The following is a 16,732-nucleotide window of genomic DNA, read 5'->3' on the forward strand; positions in this document are numbered from 1 at the left end:
CTCGGTCAATGCGCGCCTCCCAGTTCCAGCGCCACCACCCCGCCGATGATGAGCGCGATGCCCCCGACCTGCACAGCGGTGATCGACTCGCCGAGGAACACTGCCCCGATGACGGCGACCAGCGCGACCCCGGCTCCCGCCCAGATCGCGTAGACGACGCCGACGGGCAGCCCGAGCTTGAGCACCGCGCTCATGGCGGTGAACGCGACCGCATATCCAATCACGACCGCGATCGACGGGACGGGCTTGCTGAAGCCCTCCGACAGCTTCAGCGACACCGTGCCCACCACTTCGCTGCAGATCGCCACCACGAGCAGCAGGTACGCCACGAGACCTCCTCGAATCAACATGGGCGATCGCCCAACTTCTAAGACGTGCGCGTCCCCGGGTCGCGGGAACGAACGGGATCAGTCGCGCTTGCCGGGGCCGCCGATGGTCATGGACACGGCGATCGCCGCCCAGATGACGATCGGGATGGCGGGCCAGAAGAACTTCAGGTCACCGGAGACGGCCGAGGTCACGCCCCAGATGGCGATCATGATGACCGCCCCGCCCGCCCAGTCCCGCCACTCCTTGGACACCTTCTCCGCGTGCTCCTCGCGCGCGACGACCGCGGCCGAGGGCTTGGGCACCGGAAGATCCCTGGTCAGCGGTTCGAGCTCGCCGAGCGTCGTGGCCCCGTAGGCGCTCTGGAGGCGCTCGTCGTACTCGGTGACGGTCAGCCGGCCCTCGTCGAGCGCGGTGCGCAGCCGCGCGGCGACCTCTTCGCGGTCGGCGTCGGAGGCCCGCATGCCTCCGCCGTTCGGATCCACCATGCCCCTACCCCCAGGTGCGGATTGATCGATGACGACGTTCACTCGATCAATTACGTGGCGAAAATCGCACAACCACTCATCAGTTTGCCTTGATCGGCACCACCGCGGCGGTGAAACCGCGGCACGTGCCCACACCTGCCCCGGGCGTTCAACAGCGACAACTCCAGAAACACCCGGCACCCCGGACGACCGCGATCTGGTCGTCGCAGCACCGAAAATAGCAGAAAATTGGACGAACGCCCAAGTAGTTTTTCGACCTGGGGTCTCGCAGAATCACCGTCTGTTCCCGAATTCACGCCCCGGCCCCCGTGGTTACCAGCGGGTAACAGGGCGTACGCTCCCCAAACGGACAACCCCCGAAACAGGAGGCCGCGAGCATGGGTGCTGTACAGATCACGCTTGGCGCGATCTCGGTCGCGCTCGGCGTCGTCGCGTGGAGCATGTTCGCCATGACCATCGCCCGATTCGTGCGGATCATCCGCCTCGGGCAACCCGACGGCACCCGGAACGGTCCGGCTCTGGCGCGTCTGGCCACACTGGTCAAGGAGTTCGCCGCGCACACCCGGATGAACAAGTTCCGCCACGTCGGCGTGTGGCACTGGCTGGTCATGTGGGGCTTCCTGCTCGGCTCCCTTGCCCTGTTCGAGGCCTACGGCGAGGTCTTCGTCCCCACGTGGGGCTGGCCGATCCTCGACCACCTGGCGATCTACCACCTGCTGATGGAGATCCTGGGCGTCGGCACGGTCGTCGGCATCCTCGTGCTGATGGCGATCCGGCAGGCCAACCACCCGCGCAAGGCCGGACGGGTCTCCCGCTTCCAGGGCTCCAACTTCGCCTGGGCCTACTTCATCGAGGCCGTGGTGCTGATCGAGGGCATCGGCATCCTCGGTGTCCGCGCCGCCAAGGCGGCGCTGGGCGCCCACGAGATCCCGCTGTGGGCGGAGTTCGTCTCCGGCCCGGTCGGCATGCTGCTGCCCGCCAGCGAGAACCTGGTCTCGGTGTTCGCCTTCATCAAGCTGATGAGCGCCACCGTCTGGCTGATCGTCGTCGCCCGCACCATGACCATGGGTGTGGCGTGGCACCGGTTCTCCGCGTTCTTCAACATCTACTTCAAGCGCGAGGACGACGGTGACGTCGCCCTGGGCGCTGTCAAGCCGATGATGTCGGGCGGCAAGCCGCTGGACTTCGAGGAGGCCGACCCCGACACCGACGTGTTCGGCGCCGGCAAGGTCGAGGACTTCTCCTGGAAGGGCTGGCTGGACTTCACGACCTGCACCGAGTGCGGTCGTTGCCAGTCGCAGTGCCCGGCCTGGAACACCGGCAAGCCGCTGTCGCCGAAGCTGATGATCACCCAGCTGCGCGACCACGCCTACGCCAAGGCCCCGTACCTGCTCGCCGGTGGCAGCAAGGACATGGCCGGCGACGAGGTCGGCATCACCGGTGACGGCGCCGAGGAGAAGCTGGGCAAGATCAACGCGCTGGCGCTGGCCGAGGCCGAGCGCCCGCTGGTCGGCGGCCCGGAGGAGATGGGCGTCATCGACCCCGAGGTCCTGTGGGCCTGCACCTCCTGCGGTGCCTGCGTCGAGCAGTGCCCGGTGGACATCGAGCACGTCGACCACATCGTCGACATGCGCCGCTACCAGGTCATGATCGAGTCGAACTTCCCGACCGAGCTAGGCGGGATGTTCAAGAACCTGGAGAACAAGGGCAACCCGTGGGGCCAGAACGCCAAGGACCGCCTCGCGTGGACCGAGGACCTGGACTTCGAGGTGCCGGTCTTCGACGGTGAGCTCGCCGCCGACGACGAGTACCTGTTCTGGGTCGGTTGCGCCGGTGCCTTCGAGGACCGCGCGAAGAAGACCACCCAGGCCGTCGCCGAGCTGCTGCACATGGCGGGCGTGAAGTACAAGGTGCTGGGCCCGGAGGAGACCTGCACCGGTGACCCGGCCCGCCGCGCGGGCAACGAGTTCATCTTCCAGATGATGGCCCAGCAGAACGTCGAGGTCCTCAACGGAGTCTTCGAGGGCCGCGAGCCGGGCAAGCGCAAGATCGTCGCTACCTGCGCGCACTGCTTCAACAGCCTCGCCAACGAGTACTCCGAGCTCGGCGGGAACTACGAGGTCGTGCATCACACCCAGTTGCTCAACAAGCTGGTCCGCGAGAAGCGCCTGACCCCGGTCGCCCCGGTCGCCGAGGACGTGACCTACCACGACCCCTGCTACCTGGGACGGCACAACAAGGTCTACACGCCGCCGCGCGACCTGGTCGGCGCCGCGGGTGCCACCTTCCGCGAGATGCCGCGCCACGCGGACCGCTCCATGTGCTGCGGCGCCGGTGGTGCCCGCATGTGGATGGAGGAGCGCACCGGCAAGCGGATCAACCAGGAGCGCGTCGACGAGGCCCTGGGCACCGCCCCCTCGAAGATCGCCACCGGTTGCCCGTTCTGCAAGGTGATGCTCTCCGACGGCCTGACCGCTCGGAAGAGCGAGAAGGTCGCCAACGAGTCCGTCGAGGTCGTCGACGTCGCCCAGCTGCTGCTCAACGCGGTCAAGCGCGGCGACGACAAGAAGGACGGCGCAGCCGAGGCGGAACCCGCCAGCAGCTGACCGCTCTGAGCTGAGAAGGGCGCTTCCCACGTGGGAGGCGCCCTTCTTGCGTTCAGCGGTCGGTGAGGGAGGTTAAGAACCTTCGCCAAGCTCCAGCGAGAAACGCCAGTGCCGGGCCATCGGGATCTTTGGAGTCCCGCACTGCCACGGCATCTCTGACGAATGCGACCTCAACGCAACTCCCGTCGCCACCGCCGCCGCTACGGCTGCTCTTGCGCCACAGGGCATCCGAAAGGTCCATGGTTCCGCGCCTTCACTCGGGTTCGCAGCCGGACATTAATCAACTGATGAAGGCGGCCGAATCCTCGCCGTTCAAGGCACTGGCACGCATCCCCTCGAAAGCCGATGCCGCCGTCGAAACCGCCTCTGGCTTATCGATATGCAGTGAACCAGCCGTGTGTTCCAAGAACAACAGGTCCGTCTCATCGGCGTCCGCATAGCTGAGCAGCGTGAACGAACCTTCCAAACCCCGATGGGCTCCCTGTACGCCGGAAAGGATCCGCAACGACACGTTCGGAAGGTTCATGAACTCCAGCAACGCAGCCAACTGCCGCCGCATCACCACGGGACCACCGACCGGCCGTCGCAGTACCGACTCGTCGATGACCGCGGAGAAGCGCAGCGGCGATTCCGCGTCGTGCAGCCGGTTCCGCCGCCGCATCCGCGCCGCCACCGCGTTGTCGATGTGGTCGGCTTCGAGCACTCCCACCCCTTCGAAGACCCCACGCGCGTAAGCCTCCGTCTGCACCAGGCCCGGTATGTACGACAACTGCCACTCGCGAACGAGAACAGCCTCTTCTTCCAGGTCGTAGTACCCGCGACTAGTAATGCCATAGGCATGCCACCACGGCTTCACCTTCGCCGACCTGGCCAGATCCACCAGCCCCGGGTCGTAGGCGTCGTAGAGGTCCATCATCGAGCGCACCTCGTGCACGGAGGTGGCGACCTCGCCGGTCTCCTTGCGGCTGAGGGCACTTGTCGACATGTCCAGCGAAGCGGCGGCCTGCTCCTGGGTGAGCCCGGCGCCCTCCCGCAACCGCCGTATCCGCCGCGCGAGCCGACGCCGCCGGAACGTGGGGCTGCTGCGCACGAATTCCATGATCGCAGCGGGAGCCCAGGACCGGGATTCCCGATTGCGGTGATCCCGGCGGGGGAATCCCGTGCGGAACATCAACGCCATGACACCGAAGATCTTCGGCCTCGCCGAGAAGAACACCGACGGAACGCCCGACCCGGACAAGGTCCAGATCTGGGGCATGGAGCTGGAGACCAGAGCGGTCCTGTTCTGGCTGGAACGCGGCAGGAGCCAGTTCGCGGTCTTCGACACCGCCGAGAACGCCAACGCCCGCTTCGGCGACCTCTTCAACCTCACCCTCTACCGCCCCTGACCACCCACCCGAGTGAAGGGATTCGAATTTCGCGCGAAATTCGAGGCCGAACTTTGGCGGTCGAACTTCGCGCGAAATTCGACACCCACCTCGCCGCCGCAGCGCATCGGTCCTGTCGGGGCCCGAAAGCAGTCGAGGGCGTCCCCGGGTGGGGACGCCCTCGGCTTGCGGCTGCGGGGAGCTGGGTCAGCTGCCCATCTCCTCCAGGGAGCGGCCGTTGGTCTCCTTCAGGTACTTGACCACGAAGACCACCGACAGCGCCGCGAAGGCCGCGTAGATGAAGTACGTGACCGGAAGGTTCCAGTCCCGCATGCTCGGGAAGCTCACCGTCACCAGCCAGTTCGCGATCCAGTTCGTCGCCGTGCCCAGCGCCAGCGCGGCGGCGCGGATGCGAGCCGGGAACATCTCGCCCAGCAGCACCCACATCACCACGCCCCAGGAGGCGGCGAAGAACAGCACGAAAGCGCTCGCCGAGATCAGCGCGACGACACCCCACTGCGCGGGCAGCACGGCGTCCTCGCCGACGACCTGCGCGAAGCTGAACGCCCAGCCGGTCACGGCCAGCGAGACAGTCATGCCGACCGAACCGATCACCAGCAGCGGCTTGCGGCCGATCTTGTCGACCAGCGCGATGGCCACGAGGGTGCCGATGATGTTCACGATCGAGGTGAACAGGCTCAGCAGCAGCGAGCTCTCCTCGTTGATGCCGACGGAGTGCCACAGCGACGACGAGTAGTAGAAGATCACGTTGATGCCGACGAACTGCTGCAACGCGGCGATCGCCATGCCGACCCACACGATCGGCAGCACGCCGAACTTGCCTCGCAGGTCGCTCAGCTTCGGCTTGCGCTCGCCGCCCAGGGCACCCTGGATCTCGGCGATCTTGGCGTCGGCGTCACCCGCCTCGATCTTGTTCAGCACCTCGCGCGCCCGGTCGAGCTTGCCGGCGGCGACCAGGTAGCGCGGGGACTCCGGGATCGCCGAAGCCACGATCAGGTAGACCACGGCCGGGATCGCGGCCACGCCCAGCATCCACTGCCAGGCCTGGATCGGCCCCAGCATCCCGGACGCGCTGCCGCCCGCGAACGCCGCCAGGGCGTAGTTGACCAGCTGAGACAGGGCGATGCCGAGCACGATCGCCAACTGCTGCAACGAGGCGAGCCGACCTCGGTACTCGGCGGGTGCGACCTCGGCGATGTAGGCCGGGGCGATCACCGAGGCGATGCCGATGGCGACACCACCGACCACGCGCCAGATCGCCAGGTCCCAGATCGCGAAGGGAACGGCCGAGCCGATGGCGCTGATGATGAACAGCACGGCGGCCAGCTGCATGACGCGGATGCGGCCGATCCGATCGGCCAGGCCACCGGCGATACCGGCACCGACGGCCGAGCCCAGCAGCGCCGACGACACGGTCAGGCCGGTCAGGGCCGAGCCGACGCCGAAGTGCTCCTGGATCGCGTCGACACCTCCGTTGATCACCGAGGTGTCGTAGCCGAACAAGAAGCCGCCGAGAGCCGCAGCCCCGGCGATCATCACCACGTGCCCGAGCTTGGCGGTTCCGCCCGAGGCACGCGACTGCAATGCGGACATCGATTCTCCCGCTTGCCCACACGCCGATCCGCCCCGTTGCGGGATCGTTCCAGAGCGCCGGGCGGAGGGATCCTAAGTTCTGAACCCCGCACTTGCCTTGCTCGATTCAGGGTGATTTGTTTCACCCGTCATCAAATCTCCAGGCAACAGCGCTTACCTGGCAAAACGTCACATTCACTGGGAACGCGAAGCGTTACCACCCGGCTTCGCAACGCACTGCTTCACGCCCGAGCAGCCGCGCTCAACGGCGGGTGTCGGTGACGTTGAAGTTGAGGTACGCGCGAGAGGACGTCGGGCCCCGCTGACCCTGGTACCGCGAACCCGCCTCCTTCGACCCGTACGGGAAGTCGGCGGGACTCGACAGCCGCAGCAGGCAGAGCTGGCCGATCTTCATGCCGGGCCACAGGGTGATCGGCAGGTTCGCCACGTTGGACAGCTCCAGCGTGATGTGGCCGCTGAAACCCGGGTCGATGAACCCGGCCGTGGAGTGCGTCAGCAGACCCAGCCGTCCCAGCGAGGACTTGCCCTCCAGCCGGCTGGCCAGGTCGTCGGGGAGCTTCACCGACTCGAACGTCGACCCCAGCACGAACTCGCCCGGGTGCAGCACGAACGGCTCGTCCTCGTGGGTCTCGACCAGCGAAGTCAGCTCGTCCTGCTGCTTCGACGGGTCAATGTGGGTGTACCGGGTGTTGTCGAAGACCCGGAAGTACCGGTCCAGCCTCACGTCGATGCTCGACGGCTGGATCATCGACGGGTCGAACGGATCCAGTTCGAGACGTCCCTCGTCCAGCTCTTTACGCAGGTCCCGATCACTCAGCAGCACACGACCAGGGTATCGGGAGCCGATGTCGATCTTCCCCGCCCACCGTGCTAATCTACGCAGCGTCGAACGGCAGTCGGCTTTCCACGGCGACCGCCGCGACGAATGCGGATGTAGTTCAATGGTAGAACATCAGCTTCCCAAGCTGAGAACGCGGGTTCGATTCCCGTCATCCGCTCCGAGGAACGAAGGCCCAGGTCAGAAGCCCAGCGCTTCCCTGGGCCTTTCTTTTTCCCGCGGCTTTCGCCCATCCGCTGCCTACACTCCTCGCATGGCGAATGCGCATGGTTACGACGTCTCGATCGAATGGACCGGGAATCTCGGAACCGGCACGAACGACTACCGGGCTTTCAGCCGCGCCCACGAGATCCTCGCGCAGGGCAAAGATCCCATCGCGGCGTCGGCCGATCCCGCGTTCCGGGGCGATCCGGCCCGCTGGAACCCGGAAGAGCTGCTGGTCGCCACCGTCGCCCAGTGCCACATGCTCTGGTTCCTGCACCTGAGCGCGAACACCGGAGTGGTCGTCGTCGACTACACCGATGACGCGCACGGCGTCATGACGATGGACGAGCGCGGAGGCGGCGGCCAGCTCACCGAGGTGACGCTGCGGCCCCAGGTGACCGTCACCGAGGAATCGATGATCGACCAGGCCAACTCGCTGCACGGCAAGATCCACGAGGTCTGCTTCATCGCCCGCTCGGTCAACTTCCCCATCCACCACCAACCCCAGGCCCACGTCCTCTGACCTCAGTCAGCCGGTTCCGACGAACACCACCTCGGGGAACCGCGGAGACGGCGCGTCCAGCACCGGTCGTGGCTCGTGCTTGAGGTGCTGGTCGAAGAACGCCGTGAGGTAGGTGCGGGTGACGTCGATGGCCCGGGCCGGATCCAGCGGTGGGCTCTGGCCCGTGAGCTGGTCGATGATCAACCAGATGTCGGTGAACGAGGAGTGGTCCGTGCCGCGCATCGCGAGCCAGCGCTTCCAGCCGTGGATGCCCGGCCACGCCTGACCCCACGTCGGATCCTGGCCGCCCTCCCAGGCTTCGCCGTTGCGCAGCAGCAGCGCCGGGCGGTCGAGGCCGGCCACGGACTCCGGCCGGTAGAGGGTGCCGTCGAGGTTGGCCGCGGCATCGATCCGCGGGTCGCGCCGCGGAGAGGGCAGCGTAGGCGGTGAGGTCCGCGCACTCGCCTGCGGCGCCAGGCACAGCAGGACGAGCGCGCACAGCAGCACCCGGATCCAGCGCACGACCGCCTCCTCCCAGTCCCACCGACCAGCAGAGCACAGCTCAACCACCCCGACCGGGCCTTTCCGCCGCCACGACCCGTTGGGAGCAAAGGTGAACGTGGCACCGTCTTCGGCCGCGAGTCCGCTGCACGGCCGGCCGAGTTCCGGAAGGGCCGAGCTCGCCCGTCTCATGCGTCCGGAGATGTCTCGGTCAGGGCGACCATCGGCAACGTCGTGCCGGACTCCGAGATCGGGGCTCCCAACGTCCGCTCGAAGACCGGGCGCAGCTTGGCCCAGGCGCGGGGATTCCTGGCGGCGTAGCGCTGGAGGGTCTCGGCCGCCTCGGCGGGCGTGAGCCTCCTGGCCTCCACCGGAATCCGCGACCGGACGCCGATGGAGACGTGGGCGCCGGGGTGGGCGTCGAGGTTGCGCAGCCACTGGGTTCGCTCGCCGAAACCGGCGGCCAGGACGTAACCGGTTTCCGTTCGGTCGACGACCTCCAGCACCACGTACCTCGGCTGCCGGGACTTCCGGCCGACGTGTTCGAGCATGAGCAGGCGCTGCCCGAACACCCCGCCCAAACCCGCGCGGAAGATCCAGATCGGCGCCCGAACAAGCCACCTGGTGCGCAGCAGCCTCGCGGCCAGGTTCGCGACCCGCGAGGACCGGTCATCCGTCATCCGACCAGCAGAGCACAGATCCCGCTCCGCGACCGGAGAATTCGGTGGACGCGGCTGGGAAGATGTTCGGGTTCGAGAGAACTTCCGAGTGCTTGGGGGAATGGTGGATCCGAGGGACGCCGACGCGAGCCGGTTCGCCGGGGAAGCGCTGTCGGAAGGACGACCGACGGGCTGGTTCGAACCGCTCTACGCCGCGGCTTCCGGCGGCGAGGCCGTGGTGCCGTGGGACTTGGAGGCACCGCACGGGTTGCTGCCCGAATGGGGGCGCGATGTCGACGGCTCCGGCCGGTCGGCGCTGGTGGTCGGCTGCGGGTACGGACGGGACGCCGAATTCGTGGCCTCGCTGGGATTCCGGACCACGGCGTTCGACATCTCCGAGACCGCGATCCGCGACGCCCGCGCGCGACACGCCGGTTCGGGGGTCGAGTACGTGACCGCTGATCTGCTGGACCCGCCAGCGGAGTGGGTCGGCGGGTTCGACTTCGTGCTGGAGTCGATCACCGTGCAGTCGATGCCGCTGTCGCTGCGCGCGGAGGCCACCGAACGGGTCGCGGCGATGGTCGCGCCGGGCGGCGAACTGCTGGTGATCTCCGGAGTTCGAGCCGAAGGCACCGATGTGGACGGTCCACCGTGGCCGCTGACCCGCAGCGAGATCGAGGCCTTCGCCACCGGTGGCCTGCGGGTGGAGCGGATCGAGCAGGCACCGCTGCCGGCCAACCCGGACATGACCTCCTGGCGGGCGCTCTTCACGCGATGAGCCGTGCTCGGCGGGCTCTCAGCCGAGCCCGCCGAGCAGCGACCTCAGAGCTCGAAGACGACGCCGGTCTTGACCTGCATCGTGCAGCTGTTGGAGAAGGTCTGGGTGTAGCTGATCTCCTTGCCGCGCCACTTGCCTTCGATCTTCGCCGTGACGGGCTGGTACTGCATCGTGCAGGCCTTCGACACGTTGGCCTGCATGGCGGTGAAGTCGCCGTTGACCTTCTCCAGCTCCGCGCACGCCTTGGCAGCGTGCTTGTGCGTGCCGCCCGCCGGGTGGCACGTGAGCTCACCGAGCTTGTTCGCGGTGACGTCGCGGCTCTGAACGGTCAGGCGCATCGTGCTGTCGGCCGGCGCCGCGTGGGCGATCCCGGGGACGACTGCGGTTCCGGCGATGAGGGCCGAGGCGAGAAGCACTCGGCGAGTCAGTTTCGCAAACACCGTTCCTCAACTTTCCTGTTGCAGGATTTCGGTTCAGCTGTTGCGCGGGAAACCAACTGCGCGCCAACGCTTCCCGCGAGTCTGAATTCGGTTGGCGAACCCGCCACACCGGGTGAGCCACACGCTACTGCATTACCCGTCGTAGTCCCGTGTCGCCCAATTCAGTGACAAAACAAGGATTTTTACGCACGAGTAGTTACGTCCACTGAGGACAATTGTTTCTCGATGATCTCAACCGGGAATCGAGATTCCGCTTCCATTGAAATCGTCCGATGGAACGCCCGCAACTCTAGCGCGCAATCCCAGCGGCTTCAGAACTTCGACGTGAGACCACCGTCTACGGCCAGCGTCTGGCCGGTGATGAACGACGCCTCGTCGCTCGCAAGGAAAACCACCGCACCCGCGATCTCCTCCGGACGCCCCCACCGCCCCAGAGCCGTGCGCGTGCGCTGCCACTCCGACCAGCTCGGATCCTCGGCGAAAGCGGCGTTGACCTCGGTGGCGAACGTGCCCGGAGCCACCGCGTTGACCGTGATCACCGACGGCCCGAGATCAGCCGCCAACGCGCGCGTCAGCCCGTCCAGACCTGCCTTCGCCGCCGGATAACCGACATCGCCGGCACGCCCCAACTGCGCGATCACCGACGAGATGTTGATGATCCGCCCCGGCGCACCGCGCTCGACCAACCCCTCCGCGACCACCTGCGCCAACGCGTACGCGGTGATCAGGTGGTTCTCCAGCAACCGCGCCAGGTCCGCGGGCGTGAGCTCACCGACGCCTCGCCGATCCCGCTGACCGACGTTGTTGACCAGCACATCCGGCTCCAGACCGCGCACCACGTCCGGCGCCCCGGGGTCGGTGACGTCGAAGACCGCCGTCTCGACCGAAAGCCCTTCACCGCGCAGCTCCTCCACCGACGTGCCCAAGGCGTCGGCGTCCCTGCCGTTGAGCACCACGTGCGCGCCCGACCGCGCCAACCCGCGCGCCATCTCCAGCCCCAGCCCGCGCGCCGAACCCGTGACCAGCGCTTTCCTGCCGACGAGCGAGAACATACCGGGGTCTCCTCCAGGCCGAGCGGTCACGACGGTTCACCGTAGCCCGACCCAGCACGTCGTCGAACAGGACTACGAGGCGACGAGGGTGTTCTGCCCGACGTGCACCAGCCAGCGGCCATCGGACTCCCTGGTCAGCACGTACGTGGGCGCGCCCTCGGTGCCCTCCGAGTTGTAGATCTGCCGGACCTTCACCGCGGCGACGTCGGGCCGCAAGAACTGGACGTGCACCGCCTCGTAGGTCACCTCCCCGTCCCAGGAAGCGCCGGGGAGCACCGCACGGGTGAACTCGGCGATCGCGTCGAAACCGATCAGCACCTTGCCCGCAGCAGTGGTCCACAGAGCATCGGGGTGGAACAGGGCCAGGAACCCCTCGGCGTCCTTCGCGCGCTGCGTCCGCTGGACCTCCGCCACGACCCGCTCGATCGCCTCGCGGTTGCTCTCAACAGCCATGCCACCACTCTGAGACCTCGACCAAAGTCGAAGTCAACACCTCGCGACGACCTGCCGCTGTCGGGCATCGGTGCCAGGCTTGCGAAATGCATGCGAAAGACTTCGACTGGCCCCAGGCCCTCCGGGAGCAGTGGGAGTGGCACTGGACCAACCTGATCCGACCGCGCCTCGAAGGCCTGACCGACGACGAGTACTTCTGGTCCCCGGTCCCCCACGCCTGGAGCGTCCGGCCCCGCGGCACCTCGAACGCGCAGATCCAGGCCGGCGCCGGGAACTTCACGATCGACTACGGCTTCCCCGCACCGGACCCGGCCCCGTTCACCACGATCGCCTGGCGCCTGGGCCACGTCATCGTCGGCGTGCTCGCCGCCCGCAGCGCCGCCCACTTCGGCGCACCCGAGGCGAGCTACGAGTCCTGGGAGTACGCGGGCGACGCCGCGACGGCCCTCGGCCAGCTCGAAACCCAGCTCGACGTCTGGCTCACCGGACTGCACCGCCTCACCGAAGCCCAGCTCCGCCAACCCGTCGGCGACAAGGAGCCCTACCCGACAGCGCCCATGGCAGAACTGGTCCTGCACATCAACCGCGAACTCATCCACCACCTCTCAGAGGTCTGCCTCATCCGAGACCTCTACGCCCACAGCTAGAGCGCGTCGTCTCGGCGGGTCCAGGGGTGAATCGACGCGCCGGGGCCGGGTTTCCGCCGGTCCCGCGAGGATCAGCGGTCGTGGTGGTCCTGCTCGGTGATCGTGAAGCGGGCCGTGCGCTCCTCCGTGCCATCGCTGGAAGCCACGGCTTCCTCCAGCACGCGAACGGAGGCCGGGTTCGACAGCTCCACGCCGGCGCACCGCATGCACGCCAGGGGCGGTGGAGCCAGGCACCAAGCCCACCGAAGCGGCGACAACGAGCTCTCACACTCGCAACCCGTCCCTGGTACCCGGGGAACACGGATTACCGCCGTAATCAGGTACCCGAATACGGCCGTAATCCGGAACCCGATTACGGGGGTATTCCGGGTTGGTTGAGCTGTTTGGGACACGAGGTCGCAAAAGGAGGACTCGGGGCTCGTGGGGACGAGGCTCTTGCGCCGCGCAGGCGGAACGGGGCCACGTCCGCTGTTCTCACGCGTCCGTTCATCGCCGTTGTGCTCCGGCGCGGGGCTTCCGGGGATCAGAGTTGGCGGAGCATAAGGACTTCGTCCCGTCATCACCGGGAGCCAGTCGGAGCGCACCCGGCCATCGCCCGACCCCCTCCCAACCGAGCCGCACTGTGGCATCGCCGCGCCGCCAGTCGCGACTGCTGGCACGATCAGCGCCGTGGGTGCCTATCAGGCCGAGGCGTGGGCCGACTTCGGTGTTGCGGTGGCCGGTGCAGGTGCTGCGCTGGCCGGTCTGGTGTTCGTGGCGTTGTCGATCAACCTGGAGCGGATTCTGGCCGGGTACCGGCTGACGGCCCGAGCCGGGCACACCCTGATGCTGCTCGCCGCACCACTCGTGATCGCGCTGCTGCTGTTGATCCCCGGCCAGAGCGAAAGCGCCCTGGGGACGGAGCTAGTAGTGCTCGGCGCGGTCACCGGTGCGTGGCTGGCGGTGTTGAACCGGCCCTGGCTGCGCTCGCCGGAACAGCCGCTCCTGTCGTGGATCACCAACAGCGCCATACCTGCCGGGCTGCTGTCGGTGGCGACGGTCGTCGGGGGGCTGGGGACGATCACCGGGACCCTCGGCGGGCTGTACTGGCTTCCGGCCGGGGTGATCGCGGCCTTCGTCGGCGCGTTGCTCAACGCGTGGGTGCTGTTGGTGGAGATCCTCCGCTGAGCGGTGAGGCGCCCCCAGCTCAAGATGTGACGACGACGTGACTCCAATTCTCTGCCAGACGATGGGCATCACGACTGAGAGTCGGACACCCGCTTCGAGAACCTGCACATGACCCGGGCTACTCCTGGGCCATGTCGACGAAGCGGCTGTAGTGGAGCTGGTGGGCGACGGTGATCGTCGCGGTGGGACCCGCACGGTGCTTGGCGACCATGAGGTCCGCTTCGCCCATGCGGGGGTCGTCCCGCTCGAAGGCGTCGGGGCGGTGGATCAGGATGACCATGTCCGCGTCCTGCTCCAGGGAACCCGACTCACGCAGGTCCGACAGCTGCGGCTTCTTGTCCGTTCGCTGCTCCGGACCACGGTTGAGCTGGGAGATCGCGATCAGCGGGACTTCGAGCTCCTTGGCCAGCAGCTTGAGATTTCGGGAGAACTCCGAGACCTCCTGCTGACGGGACTCGACGCGCTTGCCCGAGGTCATCAGCTGCATGTAGTCCACGACGATGAGCTGGATGTCGTGGCGCTGCTTGAGACGACGGGCCTTGGCGCGGATCTCCATCATCGTGAGGTTCGGCGAGTCGTCGACGAAGATCGGCGCTTCGCTGATCTCGCTCATCCGCCGGGCCAGCCGGGTCCAGTCGTCGTCGGTCATGCGGCCACCGCGCATGTCGCCCAGGCGGATGCGGGCCTCGGCGGAGAGCATGCGCATCACGATCTCGGTGCGCCCCATCTCCAGCGAGAAGATGACGCTCGCCAAACCGTGCTTCACCGACGCTGACCTGGCGAAGTCCAGTCCCAGGGTGGAGTTGTGCGTCGGGATCATCGACCGCGTCGCGAGGTAGAGGTGATCGACCGAATCCACCTCGACGCACCGAACCGGCACGCTCTCCACCGGCCGGACAGCGGTGATGTAGCGCATCCCGACCATCCGGGGCTTGCGCGCGTTCCGCTCCTTGTGGAGGAGCTTCTTGCGCTCCAGTCGGAAGACCTCGTCCTGCGTGCTGAAGGTCAGCCGGAAAGCCGTCGAGGTTTCCTCGCAGCGCCCACGCACCTGTTTGGTCGTCCACGAGCAGCGGTACCCGAGGCTGACGACCAACTCGTAGGTGTCGCGCGCCAAGCGTTCGTTGGTGACGCTGAACTGCACCGAACCACTTGGCAGGACGGTCCCGTCGGTGTCCAGCAGGCCTGCGAGCAGCGCCCGCCGCTGACTCTCCGAAGCTCGCAGGAACTCGTCCGGGATGTGCTTGTTCCCGAGCACACCCATCGTCCGCAGGAGCGCCTGGACGGTCCCGCGCTCGTTGCGGCATTGCTGGCACTGGCGAAGACCGCACGTCGGCCTGCCGCAGTCCGGGCAAGTTGGCTGCGCAACGGGAGTGGACATGAAGCGGGCCTTGCCGCCGCAGCTCCTACCGCAGGTCCGGACCTGGCTGGTCTTGGGCACGAAGGTCTCACCGCAGACGACGCAGAAGCGTTCTGCGGCCGGCTCGGGTGGCACGAACTGAATCCCGTAGTACAGGTGCCGAATCTCAGGGGCGTAGTAGCCTTCGCCCTCGACGTACGCGGCAATCTCCGGATCAGCGCTGGTGAACGCCGCTGACGCCGAAGTGCCGTCACCAAGCCAGACGCCCAGGACGTAGGGCGCGAGAGGCAGCTCTCGTTCCGGAAGGTCGATAGGACGGGTGGCGTTGACGGAGTGGTTCAGACGGCGGTCGGCCGTGTCGCACCGCAACGTCGCCGCGATCTCCTCCGTGGTTCGCACCTCGGCGAAAGTCCGCTGGTTGCGCATCCGGTTGTATCCGGTGGCTGCCGCATGGGCGGATTTCCTCGACGCCCTCGTATCCGTCAGCCACTGGTGGTTGCCGTCAGCGATGACCGTCGTGCCGTCGGAGAACTCGACCTCGTAGCACGGGCGGTCGTGCATGACCTCGGTAGCTGCGACGACCCTGGTGGGCTTGCCGTCAGCGCCGATGAGGTGGTCACCGACCTCGACCTCACCCATGGTCGTCCAGCCATCGGGCGTGGCCAGAGGCGTGTCCAGGGCAAGTGCCTTGCCCACACCGGGCCGCGCCGCGACGATGATCATCTGGCCTGCGTGGAGGCCGTTGGTCAGGGCGTCGAGGTCCGCGAAGCCGGTGGGGATGCCCTGGGACTCCCCGCCCCGGGACGCGATCGCGTCGATCTCGTCCATCGTGGGCTGGAGGAGTTCCTCCAGGGCGTGGTAGTCCTCGCTGGCCTTGCGCTCGGTGACGTCGTAGATCGACGCCTGGGCGCGGTCCACGACCTCCTCGATCGCCGCGCCCTCCGAGCCGTGGTAGCCCAGCTGCACGATGCGGGTGCCCGCCTCCACCAGGCGGCGCAGGATCGCCTTCTCCGAGACGATCTCCGCGTAGTAGCCGGCGTTCGCGGCCGTGGGGACCGTGGCGATCAGCGTGTGCAGGTACGGGGCACCGCCGACCTTCACCAGCTCCTGGCGGCGCTCAAGCTCCGCGGAGACGGTGATCGCGTCCGCCGGTTCACCGCGGCCGTAGAGGTCGAGGATGCAGTCGTAGATGGCCTGGTGCGCGGGCCGGTAGAAGTCGTTCGGGCTCAGCGCCTCGACGACGTCGGCGATCGCGTCCTTGCTCAGCATCATTCCGCCGAGCACGGACTGCTCGGCCGCGAGGTCCTGCGGAGGCTGGCGCTCGAACGTGCTGGCGCCGCCGGGTGCACCTCCACCGTTGTCCGCGAAGTACGGGTCGTCGTCCCGATCGTCGGGAACCGTCACCGGACCCCGTCACCTCCTCCGACCAGCAGCCTGTCGTCCGTGCACACCACGGCGACCGAACCCTCCCGCACGCGCGCGTCCACGCCGTCGTCGGGACACCGAGACGGACCGTAGGCACAAGCGCACGCGCGCGAAGCTAGATCGCCCGCATAGAGCAGGCAACTCAAGTTGTGGACAAACCTCGGGACAGCCTGTGGATAGATTGAAACGAGCTGGGGATAACTTCGGACAGCGTTCCGCGCTTCTGGGGACAACTTGGGGACAAGTAGCCTTGATCGACTCAAAACCCCAGTTCAGAGCCTGCGTACAAGCTGTGGAAGAAATCCGT

At 67.3% G+C, this 16,732-nt stretch carries 18 protein-coding genes and 1 tRNA gene; 7 read left to right on the top strand and 12 right to left on the bottom strand.

Going from position 1 to position 16,732, the window contains the following annotated elements; translation table 11 throughout:
* Positions 1-5: 5 nt before the first annotated feature.
* Positions 6-329, bottom strand: a complete 324-nt coding sequence (locus tag E1181_RS01435; protein WP_132672000.1) for a DMT family transporter — start codon at positions 327-329, stop codon at positions 6-8.
* Between the two features lie 78 nt (positions 330-407).
* Complete coding sequence (locus E1181_RS01440; RefSeq protein ID WP_132672001.1) at positions 408-815, bottom strand: DUF1707 SHOCT-like domain-containing protein; 408 nt, start codon at positions 813-815, stop codon at positions 408-410.
* 377 nt (positions 816-1,192) lie between these two features.
* Between E1181_RS01440 and E1181_RS01445 the strand changes: the two genes are divergently transcribed.
* Complete coding sequence (locus tag E1181_RS01445; RefSeq protein ID WP_132672002.1) at positions 1,193-3,421, top strand: (Fe-S)-binding protein; 2,229 nt, start codon at positions 1,193-1,195, stop codon at positions 3,419-3,421.
* 52 nt (positions 3,422-3,473) lie between these two features.
* On the opposite strand, the gene E1181_RS01450 is transcribed toward E1181_RS01445, so the two are convergent.
* Both E1181_RS01450 and E1181_RS01455 read right to left on the bottom strand, forming a co-directional pair.
* Positions 3,474-3,662 carry a DUF397 domain-containing protein gene (locus tag E1181_RS01450; protein ID WP_132672003.1) on the bottom strand — a complete coding sequence of 63 codons (189 nt, stop codon included), beginning with the start codon at positions 3,660-3,662 and terminating at the stop codon, positions 3,474-3,476.
* A 39-nt stretch (positions 3,663-3,701) separates the two neighbouring features.
* Complete coding sequence (locus E1181_RS01455) at positions 3,702-4,601, bottom strand: helix-turn-helix domain-containing protein (protein ID WP_235875637.1); 900 nt, start codon at positions 4,599-4,601, stop codon at positions 3,702-3,704.
* On the opposite strand from E1181_RS01455, the gene E1181_RS01460 reads away from it, so the two are divergent.
* Positions 4,600-4,809: a hypothetical protein gene (locus tag E1181_RS01460; RefSeq protein WP_132621850.1), complete on the top strand. Its 210-nt coding sequence runs from the start codon at positions 4,600-4,602 to the stop codon at positions 4,807-4,809. The genes E1181_RS01455 and E1181_RS01460 overlap by 2 nt on opposite strands.
* A gap of 186 nt (positions 4,810-4,995) precedes the next feature.
* On the opposite strand, the gene E1181_RS01465 is transcribed toward E1181_RS01460, so the two are convergent.
* Complete coding sequence (locus tag E1181_RS01465) at positions 4,996-6,402, bottom strand: sugar porter family MFS transporter (protein ID WP_132672004.1); 1,407 nt, start codon at positions 6,400-6,402, stop codon at positions 4,996-4,998.
* A 241-nt stretch (positions 6,403-6,643) separates the two neighbouring features.
* Entirely contained in the window at positions 6,644-7,225 is a 582-nt protein-coding gene (gene dcd, locus E1181_RS01470; RefSeq protein WP_132672005.1) for a dCTP deaminase, read from the bottom strand.
* A 104-nt stretch (positions 7,226-7,329) separates the two neighbouring features.
* Between dcd and E1181_RS01475 the strand changes: the two genes are divergently transcribed.
* Positions 7,330-7,400, top strand: a tRNA-Gly gene (locus tag E1181_RS01475).
* 93 nt (positions 7,401-7,493) lie between these two features.
* A complete protein-coding gene (locus E1181_RS01480; protein WP_132672006.1) occupies positions 7,494-7,967 on the top strand; it encodes an OsmC family protein in 474 nt (157 codons plus the stop codon).
* 6 nt (positions 7,968-7,973) lie between these two features.
* Here the strand turns inward: E1181_RS01480 and E1181_RS01485 are convergent, their stop codons facing one another.
* Positions 7,974-8,468 (bottom strand): hypothetical protein, encoded by a 495-nt coding sequence (locus E1181_RS01485; RefSeq protein WP_132672007.1) that lies wholly within the window; start codon positions 8,466-8,468, stop codon positions 7,974-7,976.
* Positions 8,469-8,635: 167 nt separating this feature from the next.
* Positions 8,636-9,127: a nitroreductase family deazaflavin-dependent oxidoreductase gene (locus E1181_RS01490; RefSeq protein ID WP_132672008.1), complete on the bottom strand. Its 492-nt coding sequence runs from the start codon at positions 9,125-9,127 to the stop codon at positions 8,636-8,638.
* Positions 9,128-9,227: 100 nt separating this feature from the next.
* On the opposite strand from E1181_RS01490, the gene E1181_RS01495 reads away from it, so the two are divergent.
* Complete coding sequence (locus E1181_RS01495) at positions 9,228-9,884, top strand: class I SAM-dependent methyltransferase (RefSeq protein WP_132672009.1); 657 nt, start codon at positions 9,228-9,230, stop codon at positions 9,882-9,884.
* Between the two features lie 44 nt (positions 9,885-9,928).
* Here E1181_RS01495 and E1181_RS01500 read toward each other — a convergent pair whose 3' ends face one another.
* The 3 genes from E1181_RS01500 to E1181_RS01510 all read right to left on the bottom strand — a co-directional run bounded on the left by E1181_RS01500 (position 9,929) and on the right by E1181_RS01510 (position 11,829).
* Positions 9,929-10,324 carry an SSI family serine proteinase inhibitor gene (locus E1181_RS01500; protein WP_165944480.1) on the bottom strand — a complete coding sequence of 132 codons (396 nt, stop codon included), beginning with the start codon at positions 10,322-10,324 and terminating at the stop codon, positions 9,929-9,931.
* A gap of 311 nt (positions 10,325-10,635) precedes the next feature.
* Positions 10,636-11,376 (bottom strand): SDR family oxidoreductase, encoded by a 741-nt coding sequence (locus E1181_RS01505; protein WP_132672011.1) that lies wholly within the window; start codon positions 11,374-11,376, stop codon positions 10,636-10,638.
* A gap of 72 nt (positions 11,377-11,448) precedes the next feature.
* On the bottom strand, positions 11,449-11,829 hold the full coding sequence (locus E1181_RS01510) for an SgcJ/EcaC family oxidoreductase (protein ID WP_132672012.1): 381 nt from the start codon (positions 11,827-11,829) through the stop codon (positions 11,449-11,451).
* A gap of 86 nt (positions 11,830-11,915) precedes the next feature.
* Between E1181_RS01510 and E1181_RS01515 the strand changes: the two genes are divergently transcribed.
* Positions 11,916-12,476 (top strand): DinB family protein, encoded by a 561-nt coding sequence (locus E1181_RS01515; RefSeq protein ID WP_132672013.1) that lies wholly within the window; start codon positions 11,916-11,918, stop codon positions 12,474-12,476.
* A 669-nt stretch (positions 12,477-13,145) separates the two neighbouring features.
* Positions 13,146-13,643: a hypothetical protein gene (locus tag E1181_RS01525; protein ID WP_132672014.1), complete on the top strand. Its 498-nt coding sequence runs from the start codon at positions 13,146-13,148 to the stop codon at positions 13,641-13,643.
* Between the two features lie 118 nt (positions 13,644-13,761).
* On the opposite strand, the gene dnaB is transcribed toward E1181_RS01525, so the two are convergent.
* Positions 13,762-16,404 carry a replicative DNA helicase gene (gene dnaB / locus E1181_RS01530; RefSeq protein WP_132672015.1) on the bottom strand — a complete coding sequence of 881 codons (2,643 nt, stop codon included), beginning with the start codon at positions 16,402-16,404 and terminating at the stop codon, positions 13,762-13,764.
* Positions 16,405-16,732: the final 328 nt, after the last annotated feature.

The organism is Saccharopolyspora terrae (assembly GCF_004348435.1).
Taxonomy (GTDB): domain Bacteria; phylum Actinomycetota; class Actinomycetes; order Mycobacteriales; family Pseudonocardiaceae; genus Saccharopolyspora; species Saccharopolyspora endophytica.